Raw genomic sequence first — 12942 nt, 5'->3', positions numbered from 1 at the left:
GTCAAAGATAGACTACAACAAGAGTGCGCTCTCAGAGGATGGAGATTTGTAGAGCAAGACGAATCCTACACCTCAAAAGCTAGCTTCTTGGATCGAGACATACTGCCAGTGAAAGTTGGTGAAAAACCCGACAATTGGCAACCGTCTGGTAAAAGAATTAAACGAGGTTTATACCGTTCTGCTCAGAAATCAATTCTGAATGCAGATGTTAACGGTGCGGCAAACATCATTAGGAAATCAAAAGTAGCCATAGACTCAATAAACTCGCTGTGTGGGTAGCGGGTTACTGACTAACCCTTTAAGAATTAAACTTTGGGCGGATTCATCCTCCAAAGTTTGTCCTTAAGAATCCCCGCGTCTTCAGACCGGGGAGTGTCAAAGTTTCCTGAAATATATCAAAATCTTACTTAATTTATATCCAGACTGCGGGCGGTTTCCGGGCTCGCGTGCTTGGGCCAAGAAACCAGGTTTGTGGGAGTTTTGGGTTTGGTAACGAGAAATCTACAAAGAAACCGGGTTTCTAAGAGTTTTGGGTTTGGGAACGAGAAATCTGCAAAAAAACGGGGTTTCTGAGGTCAAAAAGTGCGATCGCCAGCTATATGAGTTAACCAAATAATTCGTCTCACAAACAAAAAAGCCCCGATTTCGGGGCTTTTTGCGATCGGATTGGCTTTTATTGAGAGACAGACTGGTGTTTGCTTGCCTTGTCTAGCCCGCAAACTTGTTGACGCTCAAGATAGCTTCATAACTTCTTAAGAATCGCACAGTGACGATATTTCAGTCACTGTGTTAAATAGTCACAGACTCACTTAAGCTTCGCTTTTGCGGCTTTTCCGGCCGCCTTCGCGACCAATTTGAGCCATGTGTTCCCGATTTCTGCTGACAGCTTCGCCACCTTTTTGACCGGCTTCTCTGGCTTCTTCCGAAGTAAATTCGTGTGCAGTTCCTTTCGCGTGTGCAGCTTTTCCGCCTTTGCTAGCAATTGCACGCTGTTTTTCTGCGTCCATAGATGCGAATCCACGTTTGCTTTTCTCAGCCATGACTGTCTCCTTGTTTTTTTTGCTGATTTTTTCGATCGATCCCGCCTCACCTCCCACCGTAGTTGGGACTCCCAGCTAGCGGTGAGAGGTTAGACGGTAAATTATGAAACATCATCTGACGAATGTAAACTTTGAGTTTAAGTCGCAGGATGACTGTTTCATAATTTACAAATGTGAACTAAACATAGTTCACGCCCGGGTAGTTTAGTTCAAGCCGCCAATGTTTAAGCTGATTACTGTCTTTCAATCATTCTACAAATCCCCCAACTTTTATACCTCTTTCTCAGGTATAGTCATAAAAAAAACTCGGTAAGTAAGTGGGAAACGAGCGTGACTTTAGTCCTGAGAGGGAAACGGCTCGGCGATTTCAATCGCCTTGAATCCCCTTTCGGGGTTAGGGGGGGTATGGTTGCCCCCCCTGGGGAGATATGGTTGTCTCTTCGTGCAGACCTGGTTATAAAGGCTTGTTAGACCTGCAACACTGTAAAGCGTGACTTTAAAACTGTTTAATTGCAGATGACAGAGCCCAAAACTGGCGTCGCATTTTCCGGTGTCGTGACCTGAATAACGTCTCCTCGCGATCGAGGGGTCTGGTCAGAACAGCTTGTAATTTCTTACAAGCGAGCGTGGCGTTGATTCCCTGAGTTCCTGACTCTTTAGTTCGCTGGAAGGATGGAACCGAAAGCTGATTGGCGATACACTCAGAACATTTTTCGACTTAAGGGCCACACTTCAAAAATTCAAAGTCCAAAGAGGGATGCTTTTTTATCTTTTGACTTTTTATTTTTTTGATGCCTTCCGGGCCTGCCAGTTATCCCGATGTTAGTTGGTCTGCCGATCGAGTTGTTTCTGGCAAGCGATACCTCGGGGCGCAGTGCAGGACGTACTCGATCGCACTTATCAAGTTTACCTTATGACCGATCGATACATAAATCGGTTTTATCCCTGTTTGCGTCCTTAACGCTGCGCCTACCGTTGATCCCTCGTGCAGCAAAGGCTGCCAACAGCCCCGCTCGAACCCTACTTCTGAATGTTCTCCGATAAATCTAGTTTTGGCAACTCCGATCGTCGCAATTCCTGTCAAAACTCCCAAATGGCACGCCAGACCGAACCTGCGGGGGTGAGCTAGTCCTTGACCGTCGCATAATATCAAGTCTGGTCTCAAACTGATATTTTGTAAAGCGTCGAGGACTGCCGGCACTTCTCGAAAAGACAGGAAACCGGGAACGTAAGGAAAAGCTGTAGGACTGCGAACCACAGACTGCTGCTGTAATTGCAAGTCTGGAAAGCTCAAAACTGTTACAGCGGCCCGCGATACGCCTTCTGCACTGTCGTAGCCGACATCTACGCCTGCGACGTACCGAACTGGCGACCGTAGATTTTCGGTAATTACCTCTGACCGGAGAACATCTTGAATGACGATCGCCTCTTCAATTGTCTTCGGCCAAGGGTGTTGCTGCAACATTAGATATCTTTTTTCAACCGTTCTCATCTAACCTTAGCTTATTTTCTGCCATTTTCAAATTCTAATTTTTAACATTTGTCGCTATAAATTCAAAACTTGCCCAAGGAGTCTTTTTTTATACTCGCTTTGGGTTGGGTAAGTCCCACCAATGCCCCTTCTCTAGCAGATTTTGAAGGAGGAAGGAAGAGTTGACTGTTGACTGTTGACTGTTGACTGTTGACAGTTGACTGTTCACAGAAGTCCGATGGAAGTCGGAGGAAGGACGAAAAGCAGTTCAGTATGATAGAGATATTAATGCTGCAATAAATATTAGAAATGAAGGTTTGCGAATTCTGGCGTTAGGAACTAGCGCGAATGCCCTTGGAGGGGATGTAAGACGAAAATCTTCAGGACGTAAAAAATCTATGAAAGTTGAGGCAATCCCCATTGAATTGGGAAGCCTACACGCTTACCGCCAGGAAGCGTGTAGGTAGTTCACAGTTAAAAAAGCAACCCAAGATGCTCAAGCCCAAATTAACCGGGCTCTCATAGCAAGCAGAAGCTCAACGGTTGCAGCGACAAACTTTAACTATAGCCTTTCTCAAAAAGATGAGGTATAATTGACAGCTTATATAACCACCCAGACGTATAGGGCCTTCTTCCCAACAACGTCCGCGAATATGAGAGCTAGATCCGCTATACCTCGCCGGGAAGTCCCCCGCTATATACAGTAATCCTAAGCACTTAGCCAAGCATGAAAAAAATCTCAAACGCAAGCAAGCAACAAAAGCTAGCAAAAAAACAGAAAGGAAGTAAATCAAGAAACAAAGCTAAAAAGATTAGACCTCTTGGACGGGCTAGAAGCCCATCCCACAAAAATCTTTTTTCTTGTGGGATGGGCTTCTAGCCCGTCCCAAAATTTGGTTAAAAGGATTTTTGCAAGAGGTCTACTGTAGCTAAAGTGTACGCTCGGGTAGCTAAATCCCGTCAAGTTTTTTTGCATAAGTTATCAAGAAAACTCGTCAACGAAAACCAAGTTGTCGTAGTAGAAAATCTTAATGTCAAAGGCATGGTACGCAACCACAATTTAGCTAAAGCAATATCTGATGCTGGATGGGGAACTTTTACTAATTTCTTAGCTTACAAGCTAGAGAAAAAAGGTGGGAAGTTAGTAGGAATTGACCGATGGTTCCCCAGTTCTAAACTTTGCTCTAGCTGTTATTACCAAATTGATAAGTTGCCACTTGATATTAGAGAGTGGACTTGTCCCAATTGCGGCACTCGTCACAATCGCGATGGTAATGCAGCAACAAATATTAGAGCAGAAGGTATCAGAATGCTACAAACGGATGGAACAGCCGTTTCTGAAGAGCGGAGGGGAAGTAAGACCAACGAAAGGACGTAAGTCAGTTCGCTCGGCATTCCCCCGCGATGTTAGAAGCCTGCACTATAATCGCTTCGATAAGCGTGCGGGTATTTCAACTCCCGAAATTTTGCACTACTCAAGCGATCGAAAAATGGAACGGTCAGTTTCCGACAGTAATGGGGAGCAACGAGGCTCTACCCTTGATTAATATTACCAGAAAGAATTGGTTGAAAGCCTCTCCCTGCTCGGGAGAAATTAAAATCAAACTATTCATTACTCCAATCCTCTTCCTTCTAGGTAGAGGTCGCTCTCAAACTGTCAACTGTCAACTGTCAACTGTCAACTGTTGAAGCCTGGTCAATCTGCGACTCCTGGTAAATAAGTTGCTGCACATCCTGATTGACGGAGTGCGGGGAGAGGGGGAGAGGGGGAGAGGGTGAGAGGAATTGAGGGTTTTTCACTCTTGGCACTGAAGATGCGCTTTTTGTAAATGCCGACACAGCAAGCGCAGAAAATACAACTAGCAACTAACCTGAAATCCCGCTTAGTTAAAGGCAAAGATGCAATCTACGTTCGTGAGTCCTGAAAAACGTTAAAGTAAGAAGCAACTCGGAAATTGCAAAGGTTGGCTTGAAAGTTTGGCTGATGGGAAATCGGGATAACCAGTCAATTTATAATTTAGATGAAGTGGGGGACGTAGCCGATCGCGATACGGCTTCTGAAGCACTGTGGCTGCGCGATCGAGCTTTGGCTGCTACTACCAGCGGTATTATTATTGCTGACGCCAAGGCACCCGACTGTCCCATAATTTATTGCAATCCAGCATTTGAAAGGATCACAGGCTACTGCGCCGGTGAAGTCTTGGGGCGCAACTGCCGATTTTTGCAAGGCCCGGATACCGATCGCACTACAGTAGCTAAAATCCGCGAAGCCTTGCGCGAAGGCATAGCATTGCAGGTGACAATCAAAAATTATCGCAAAGACGGCACTCCTTTTTGGAACAAATTGTCGCTATCTCCCGTGCGAGACGACAGCGGTAATTTGACTCACTTCGTCGGAACTCAGTCCGACTTATCGGAACGCATCGAAGTGCAGGAAGCTTTGCAGCAAGCAAACGACCAACTGCAAACGATTTTGGAAGCAGTTCCGGGCATAGTATCTTGGATTAGCTCGGATTTGCGCTATTTGGGCGTCAACCACCACTTAGCTAAACTGCACGGTTTGTCGCCGTCGGCCTTTGTCGGTCAAGATATCGGTTTTCTGGGCGCTAGCTTGGATTTTTACTCTTTTGTGGTGGATTTTTTTGCCTGCGAGGCTACGGAAGCGGTTAAAGAACTCAGCGCTAAGGTGAAAACGGAGGGCGGACAGTCGGCGGGATATTATTTGATTGTGGCTCAAAAGTACGATCGGGGGAATGCAGCTTGTCTGGTAGGGATTGATATTACCGAGCGCAAGCGGGCAGAAGAAGCTCTGGTGCTGACTCGCAAGGCGGTGGAAAGTTCGAGCGACGCGATCGGCATCAGCGATGCCAACGGCACTCACATCTATCAAAATCAAGCGTTTTCTCAGCTATTTGAATGGGAAACGGCAGAGGAATTTAAACTCGCAGGAGGTATACCGGCAGTTTTTGCTGACCCCGCAGTCGCCTGCGAGGTTCTCGATACGATCGCCAGAGGTTATTCTTGGTCTGGTGAAATTACCAACCGCACAAAAAGCGACAAAATTTTGCAAGTGCTGCTGCGGGCCGATGCGATTAAAGACCCCACGGGGAAAATTGTCGGTCTGATTTACATGAATACCGACATTACCGATCGCAAGCGCACGGAACAAGAACTGCGACAAAGCGAAAAGCGTTTTCGATCGCTAATTGAAAATGCCAGAGACATTATTGTAATTCTCGACGACAAAGGCTTTTGCCGCTATGTCTCTCCTTCCGCCGAGCGGATTTTGGGCTACCCGACGGCGGAAGTCCTCGGCCGGTCTGTCTTTGACTTGATTCACCCCGATGAATTGCCAATGGTGGATCAAGTGTTCAAAGGTGTCATCCAAATGCCGAGAGTTGGGCTGGGATTGGCGGAATACCGGGTGCGACACAAGCAGGGTTTCTGGTGCGTGTTGGAAGCGGTGGCGACGAATTTGCTCTCGGAACCTTCGGTGCGGGGAATTGTCGTCAACTGTCACGATGTAACTGAACGCAAGGCGGCTGAAGACCAATTGTTGCACGATGCTTTGCACGACGCGCTGACGGAGTTGCCCAACCGCGCTTTGTTGACTGACAGGTTGGGCCAAGCTTTTGCACGCGTCAAACGGCATCCGAACTATCAATTTGCGGTGCTATTTCTCGATTTGGACAGGTTTAAGGTGATTAATGACAGCCAGGGACACCGCACGGGCGATCGGCTGTTGGTGGCTGTGGGCCGCCGTCTGTTGACTTGTTTGCGCCCAGGAGATACGGTGGCACGTCTGGGGGGAGATGAGTTTGTGATTTTGCTGGAGGAAATTCAAGGTGTGGATGAAGCGATCGCCCAAGCAAAGGGAATTCTGAAGGCGATCGAACGACCGCTATATTTAGAAGGTCATAAAGTTTTAATTACTGCTAGCATCGGGATTGCTATGAGTACCGACAAATATCAGTGGCCTGGAGATATTTTGCGCGATGCTGATATTGCGATGTACCGGGCAAAAGCTCTCGGTAAAGCTCGTTACGAAGTGTTTACGAGTGCAATGCACACTCGGGCTGTGGCTTTGATGCACTTAGAAAACGATTTGCGGCAGTCGATTGAAGAACTGAATTTGACATATTCGATTGTGGATTTCCCAGGTGGGGCGGCGGGGGAAAACTCGCCTGTATGTGAAATCGACTGGAAGTTGGAGCGCACGAAATCACAATTGGCTCCTCTTAAATTGGAATGTCCTTTTACTGTTTATTATCAGCCGATAGTTTGTTTGAAAAGCGGATCGGCGATCGGATTTGAGGCGCTGGTGCGCTGGCTGCACCCGGAACGCGGTTTAGTTTCCCCGATGGAATTTATTGCGATGGCGGAGGAAACTGGGTTAATTATGCCTTTGGGTTTGTGGGTTTTGAACGAAAGCTGCCGCCAAATTATTGAGTGGCAGAGTTTGAATTTGCCTGTGGGAAATTCCCGGCTGACAGTAGCAGTGAATCTTTCGGGGAGGCAGTTTTCGGAACCGGAGTCGATCGAGCAAATCAAGCAAGTATTGCAGGAAACGGGTGTTGATGCTCGCTGTTTGAAGTTGGAGATTACTGAGACTGTGGTGATGGAAGATGGGGAAGCGGCGGCGGCGATGCTTTCGCAGTTAAGGGAGTTGGGGATTGGGCTGTGCATTGATGATTTTGGTACTGGTTATTCGTCTCTGAGTTATTTGCACAAATTCCCGATTAATATTTTGAAGGTCGATCGCTCTTTTGTCAGTCGCATCGGAGCAGCGGGCGAGAATTTGGAAATCGTGCGGGCGATCGTCATGCTGGCGCGCAGTTTGGGGATGGAGGTAGTCGCAGAAGGTGTCGAAACCGCCGTGCAATTGGCTCAACTGCGGGCGATCGGCTGCGAGTACGGTCAGGGGTACTTTTTCTCTAAACCTCTCAACAGTGAGGCTGCTACGGCCTTATTGAGGCGATCGCCCAAATGGTAATCCGATCTACAATAGTTAGTAGGGTGCGTCAGTCTGCAAACGCTCGATCGTCGCCCTATAACTTCACGCCTGAAAATTGGATCTGAAGCCTCCCCGTGTAGGGGGAAATCAAACAAAATGATTCATTGCTCCAATCCTCTTCTATCGATGGAAGAGGTAGCTGTCAACTGTCAACTGTCAACTGTCAACTGATGAACTGACGCACCCTACAAACTTACTCATACCAAAACCTATGTCTCAATCAATCGCCCCAGTTTTAGAAGAAAAAGAAGTTGATAATTCTCCAACTTTAACCTTTGAAGAATACAGAGTTTATCAAGGAGATCCTGATGTACAATACGAACTGTACAAAGGCAAACTAATACCAATGGCAACGGCGAGCGCATTACATACAAGCATCTGCGAATATTTGGTTTACAAGTTGCAGCGTTATCTCGCTGAACACAATCTCGATTTAGTAGTAAAAACTTCTGTAGGAGTGAGAACAGAAAATGCTACATCTTGCATTCCCGATGTACTTGTCTGCACTCAAAGTTTGTGGGAACAAATACTTGCCCAGCCTGGTTCAGGCATCCTTGACTTAGGAGAAACACCGCTATTAGTAGTAGAGGTAGTGAGTGAAAATCGACGGGCAGATTACATGATTAAACGAGCACAGTATGAATTAGCGAATGTGCCAGAATATTGCATTGTTGACCCTAAATGTGGGAAGCAAAAAATCAGAATCTTAGCATTTATTGAAGGTGAAGATGGTTACACGCATACAGATTTCTTTCCGGGTGAGGAAATTATATCTGTAGTATTTCCAGATTTGGTTTTATCAGTGGATGAAATACTGAATCCACCATTGGTGGAGGAGTTAGTGAAGGCAGAACGAGTTCGATTACAGGAATCACAGCAACAAGCTGTAATGGAACGTCAACGCGCTGATGAGGAGCGTCAACGCGCTGATGAGCAGCGTCAACGCGCTGATGAGGAGCGTCAACGCGCTGATGAGGAGCGTCAACTCGCCCAGCAGCAGAGTCAACGCGCTCAAGAGGAATGTCAACGTGCTGACAAATTGTCAGCGAGGTTGCGGGAATTGGGAGTAGATCCTGATACTGTCATTTAAATTTAATTTAATCATAAATACTCGCTGAGGTCACAAAGATATGTCTCAATCAATCACGCCAGTTTTGACAGACCAACAAGTTGATGATTCACCCACATTAACCTTTGAAGAATACCGATTTTATAAAGTCGATGACGAGGTAAAACATGAACTGCACAGAGGTGAATTAATACCAATAGCAATGCCTACAATTCTACACATAAATATTTGTGAGTATTTGGTTTATAAATTGCAGCGTCACCTAGCTGAAAACAATCTTGATTTAGTAGTCAAAAGAAATTTGGGAGTCAGAACCGAAGAAAGTTCATCCCGCATCCCTGATATAGTTGTTTGCACTCAAAGTCTTTTAGAACAAGTTGCTGCTCGACCCGGAGGGGCCGTCCTTGACTTTGATGAAACGCCTTTATTATTAATAGAAGTCGTTGGCAAAGATCGACGCGCAGATTATATACTTAAACGAGGAGAGTACGAACAAGCTAACGTGCCGGAATATTGCATAGTTGATCCGACAGAAAACAGACAGCGGGTGCGAGTTATAGCAGTTCCCGAAGGTGATGAGGTTTATTCACAGGTAGATTACTTGCCGGGTGAGGACATAGTATCTGTAGTATTTCCTAATTTGAGATTATCAGTGGATGAAATACTGTCTCCGCCATTGGTGGAAAGGTTAATTAAAGAAGAACAAAGGCGGTTGCAGGAACTTAAACAAGCTGCAATGGAACGTCTAGATTTTCAAGAGGAACGTCAGCGCGTTGAAAAATTGGCGGCTAAGTTGCGGGAGTTGGGAGTAGATCCTGATACTGTTTAAAGAGTTGAAATAGTGGCAATAGCCTCAATTCTACCTCAATCATCTAATAACAAATCACGCAGGAAATAAAAGCGATCGCGCCCCAAACTATCTCCTTTAATTCGCCCTGCATAACCTGTCAGCGGAGAAGAAAGTTCTACTAAAATTTCGTGCAACTCTTCACGGGACAATTGCTTGGGTGGGTTAGACATTGAAAACGCACCGCTCAAAGAATCAACGCTGGCTCTTTTAGAACCTGTAGTTTCTAAATACTTTTTCAGAATAGAAAGAACGTGCGATCGCACTTTAAGCTTTTCCCGCACATCGTCAATATAGCGATTAACCTTAGCATCGGCTTCCTCACCAAACGGCTGTTGTTCCAAACAAGGTTTTAACTGTAATAGATCGATCGAACCTGGTTGCTTAGCTTTGAGTTCAACTAATCTTTGCAATGTTTCCGGGCGAATTACATTCATGTGGTTTCCGATAGCAGTTTTGTTAGCGTGTCTATTTAACTGACCAGCGGCCATAATTATCTTAATACAGCAGTTGTATTGTTCCTGAAGATGCTTGTGTCCTAACTTGATAAGTTGCGCGGGCGTTCCATCAGCTACGGTTTCACTTTTGGTAGCTTTGCATTCTCCCACTACCTGATAGGGAGTTTCACAGTAGAAATCTAATCCGCCAGCGCCCCCGGTTGATTCGGGATCGAGACTGGCTTCTGGTTTGTGGTTAGAATTTCCGAAACCTAGCTTGATAAAACCTTTGCGGACTAATTTTTCAAAGCCATTACCGTCGCTAGAGTTGCCGATTTGTGCGATCGTTTTAATCCAATCTAAATCTGGATCGGGTTTTGTTGTTGGTAAATTTTCCGACCAACCTAGAAATATTTTAATTTCGGCATCGAGTTGTTTAGCGTTTGGGTTAGTATTGGATAAATGCACTAATGCACTTTGCAACTCTTCCAATTCTGGATGTTCGGGAGGCTCTAGTTTTTCGAGCTTTTGACGGCGTTTAGCGAAGATAGACTCGCTCAACACAGGCGTTGAATCAGTAACAGTTAGGGATTTTGACAAAGATACAAAATTGCCACTAGATTGCACTGGTATTTCAAACGGCTGAGGTAGCAGATAAACCCGCAGGTAAGCTACAAAAATAAAAGGACGCTGCTGGAGAATTTGCTCTAATGCCTTTGTTTTCCAGACTGTTAATCGCGACAAAGCCTCTAATGATTCAGGCTCATTCACCATTTTACACAATTCGCACCTAGCCCAAGCTTTGATCGAAACCGTTTCAGAATTTAACTGAGCAAGTGCGTTTTTAGCGACGGGCAAAAAACTTGAGCTATAATGTTGCTCGTGAGGTAGCAAATTAATCGAGATATCGGCGGGGTACAAAGCAAATGTCCGCCCCGGATTCAGAAACATCCGAGGCATAGCTGCAACCATTCGTCCTTGGATTAAAGCTTCAACATCTGGATTTGGTAAAGCCAGTGCTGTTTGAAGCAAAATTGATTGGTTCATACTTAACTAAATTGGTCGCTTAGATCGCCATCATCTGTATCATCACTGCTGGTAGGGTTGAAAATATCTTCTAAAAGTTGGAGTTCATCTTCATCATCAACCACAGGCATTTGATTCGACGGATCGCTCAAAATTTCTCGCAGTAAAAGATTGTCAAAAGTGAGCTTTTTCTGAGATATGAAATCAAAAACCTCGTCTTTGGTTAAATTATACTCTGTGCATTTTTCATAAACAGCACGGAGAGCAAATAACGGTTTTATTTGGTCTTCAATCAAGTACACCAACTCACCGCCTTTTTCTACTGACACGAGTTGTTCTAGTAGCTTGTATGCTGGAGAGTTTTTGCTCATTTTCTCTATTTTTGATTGGGAACGGACTAAACAACCGCGAGTCAAATCAAATTTTTGATAATCAATTAAGCGTCTTAATCCAGCAACTAAGTCAGATTGAGAAGTTTGAATGACTGCAACACCAATCTTGATTTTTTTCCCATTTTCGACACCAATTATCTTGAAATCAATCCAATTCGCATTTTGTAATTTTGGCTTAACCTCTGTCATAATGTCATTAATTTTTACGTTGTCTACAGTCTCACCTATCAGGGTTAAAAAGCCAAAGCAAATAGCATCAGCAATTGTCAAACTATCCTTCATATCCTCTCGGATGTCTCCGTCAAGTTCCTTGGTAAAAGCAAGCTCAAACCGTTCAGCAGGCTCTTCTGGAAGTTCAGGCATTGGAGGCATAAAAACTTTAAAATTCTCGGCACACCATGTCAAAGCTTCGCGTACAGTTGGCTTACCTCTGCCATATTCTCTCAGTTGACTTTCCTCAAATGGGTAAACCGGATGAGGAGGATTTAAATTTCTGACCTGATAAAAATCTTGCAACCATAATTTGACTAAATCAACTAAAGAATCGCCATTCAAGTATTTTAAATCGATTGGTTTTCGCTGCGTGTATGTTGAAACTCGATCTAGTATACTACCAGGCATCATATTAACTGTTTTCCAAGTATCTGGTGCCATTACTGTGATAATAACTAAACCTTGACTGAGTTCTGATTGTTCGAGAGTATCGTACAAACGCTTAACAAGATCGGCAATTACCTGCGGTGTTGTCAAGCCATCATCTCTACAACTTGTATTTACATCTATTTCATCAAAACAAATGATTATAGGACGGTAGTAACTCACCAAATTTAAAATTTTCTGGACATTGTTAAGAGATTCTACTTCTCTATCCTGATTAGTCTTGCCGGAATTAGTCGGCAATCCTAGTTCCTCAGCTTTAGATTTATCTAACTCTTCACCAGACAACCATTTGATAGCAAAAGGTGTTTCAGTTTCTGATAATGTCCACAAAACAGCTCGAACAATATAAGGGTCTACATTTGATCTTCTCCTAAGAAATTGCTTGGTTAGGGCTTTCATGTAATTTTTATTTTTAGTAGCCCAACTAGCACATACTTGATCAAATTGATCGAGTAGTTTTTGAGTAGAAAGATTTGGTGTAGCAGCATTCATAGCTTTAAAACATTCGTTAACCATTGCTGCTGCTATTTCCTGGCATTGCATGACACCTTCGTTACTTATGCGACTTAAACTGTTAACTAAAGTTTGCTGAAATTGGTATTTTATCAAGTTTAAGTCTGTGTAATTATTAACACTTGCATAAACGAATAAAGCATTACCATTGCTTTCTAGCCTGTGGCGAGTACGATTCAAAATGTGGCTTTTCCCCACTCCCATTGAAGCAGTTAATACCAGTGAAGTCACCTTTTCTTGACTAGATTGACTTGTCTTTACTTTTTCAACTGCCTGAAAAATTGCATCGGAAGCATGAGCATTTAGAGTCGGAAGATCGGGGAACCCTTTCCCCCAAATATCTTGCTCTTTGACAATGCCAGCTTTGCTAAATGGATTGTGATTTTGAATTGCAGCATTCAGGGCTTCTATCGGGGAAACTGGTATATTGTTCATGGTTATCGGGTGTGAGGTAACGAACTACAAAAAGATTG

Annotated in this window: 7 protein-coding genes and 3 pseudogenes; 6 read left to right on the top strand and 4 right to left on the bottom strand. The window is 44.5% G+C overall.

Annotated elements, in window-relative coordinates; genetic code table 11:
• Positions 1-279: pseudogene (locus JGK16_RS23775) on the top strand (RNA-guided endonuclease TnpB family protein); the annotation flags it as partial.
• A gap of 530 nt (positions 280-809) precedes the next feature.
• Here JGK16_RS23775 and JGK16_RS23770 read toward each other — a convergent pair.
• Both JGK16_RS23770 and nfi read right to left on the bottom strand, forming a co-directional pair.
• Positions 810-1040, bottom strand: coding sequence for a KGG domain-containing protein (locus tag JGK16_RS23770; RefSeq protein ID WP_293149797.1), 231 nt, complete (start codon positions 1038-1040; stop codon positions 810-812).
• A gap of 811 nt (positions 1041-1851) precedes the next feature.
• Complete coding sequence (nfi, locus tag JGK16_RS23765; protein ID WP_293186801.1) at positions 1852-2505, bottom strand: deoxyribonuclease V; 654 nt, start codon at positions 2503-2505, stop codon at positions 1852-1854.
• Between the two features lie 278 nt (positions 2506-2783).
• Here nfi and JGK16_RS23760 point away from each other — a divergent pair.
• From JGK16_RS23760 to JGK16_RS23735, 5 genes and pseudogenes are all read left to right on the top strand, one after another.
• A pseudogene (locus JGK16_RS23760) lies at positions 2784-2978 on the top strand (hypothetical protein); the annotation flags it as partial.
• Positions 2979-3436: 458 nt separating this feature from the next.
• A pseudogene (locus JGK16_RS23750) lies at positions 3437-4058 on the top strand (RNA-guided endonuclease TnpB family protein); the annotation flags it as partial.
• Between the two features lie 437 nt (positions 4059-4495).
• On the top strand, positions 4496-7504 hold the full coding sequence (locus JGK16_RS23745; RefSeq protein WP_293186800.1) for a bifunctional diguanylate cyclase/phosphodiesterase: 3009 nt from the start codon (positions 4496-4498) through the stop codon (positions 7502-7504).
• A 232-nt stretch (positions 7505-7736) separates the two neighbouring features.
• A complete protein-coding gene (locus tag JGK16_RS23740; protein WP_293186799.1) occupies positions 7737-8615 on the top strand; it encodes a Uma2 family endonuclease in 879 nt (292 codons plus the stop codon).
• Positions 8616-8655: 40 nt separating this feature from the next.
• Complete coding sequence (locus JGK16_RS23735; protein ID WP_293186798.1) at positions 8656-9423, top strand: Uma2 family endonuclease; 768 nt, start codon at positions 8656-8658, stop codon at positions 9421-9423.
• A 35-nt stretch (positions 9424-9458) separates the two neighbouring features.
• Here JGK16_RS23735 and JGK16_RS23730 read toward each other — a convergent pair whose 3' ends face one another.
• Both JGK16_RS23730 and JGK16_RS23725 read right to left on the bottom strand, forming a co-directional pair.
• Positions 9459-10925, bottom strand: coding sequence for a DUF1802 family protein (locus JGK16_RS23730; RefSeq protein ID WP_293186797.1), 1467 nt, complete (start codon positions 10923-10925; stop codon positions 9459-9461).
• A 2-nt stretch (positions 10926-10927) separates the two neighbouring features.
• A complete protein-coding gene (locus tag JGK16_RS23725; RefSeq protein WP_293186796.1) occupies positions 10928-12904 on the bottom strand; it encodes a P-loop NTPase fold protein in 1977 nt (658 codons plus the stop codon).
• Positions 12905-12942: the final 38 nt, after the last annotated feature.

It is taken from the genome of Microcoleus sp. PH2017_09_SFU_O_A, assembly GCF_020738625.1.
In the GTDB taxonomy this organism is placed as follows: Bacteria; Cyanobacteriota; Cyanobacteriia; order Cyanobacteriales; family Microcoleaceae; genus Microcoleus.
The sequence above is the reverse complement of the archived record's forward strand: the minus strand, read 5'-3'. Positions and strand labels throughout refer to the sequence as shown.

What these genes read in the sequence shown, in the direction of transcription:
- JGK16_RS23770 (WP_293149797.1), bottom strand. Translation starts at nt 1,040, where the DNA reads ATGGCTGAGAAAAGCAAACGTGGATTCGCATCTATGGACGCAGAAAAA.
- nfi (WP_293186801.1), bottom strand. Translation starts at nt 2,505, where the DNA reads ATGTTGCAGCAACACCCTTGGCCGAAGACAATTGAAGAGGCGATCGTC.
- JGK16_RS23745 (WP_293186800.1), top strand. Translation starts at nt 4,496, where the DNA reads ATGGGAAATCGGGATAACCAGTCAATTTATAATTTAGATGAAGTGGGG.
- JGK16_RS23740 (WP_293186799.1), top strand. Translation starts at nt 7,737, where the DNA reads ATGTCTCAATCAATCGCCCCAGTTTTAGAAGAAAAAGAAGTTGATAAT.
- JGK16_RS23735 (WP_293186798.1), top strand. Translation starts at nt 8,656, where the DNA reads ATGTCTCAATCAATCACGCCAGTTTTGACAGACCAACAAGTTGATGAT.
- JGK16_RS23730 (WP_293186797.1), bottom strand. Translation starts at nt 10,925, where the DNA reads ATGAACCAATCAATTTTGCTTCAAACAGCACTGGCTTTACCAAATCCA.
- JGK16_RS23725 (WP_293186796.1), bottom strand. Translation starts at nt 12,904, where the DNA reads ATGAACAATATACCAGTTTCCCCGATAGAAGCCCTGAATGCTGCAATT.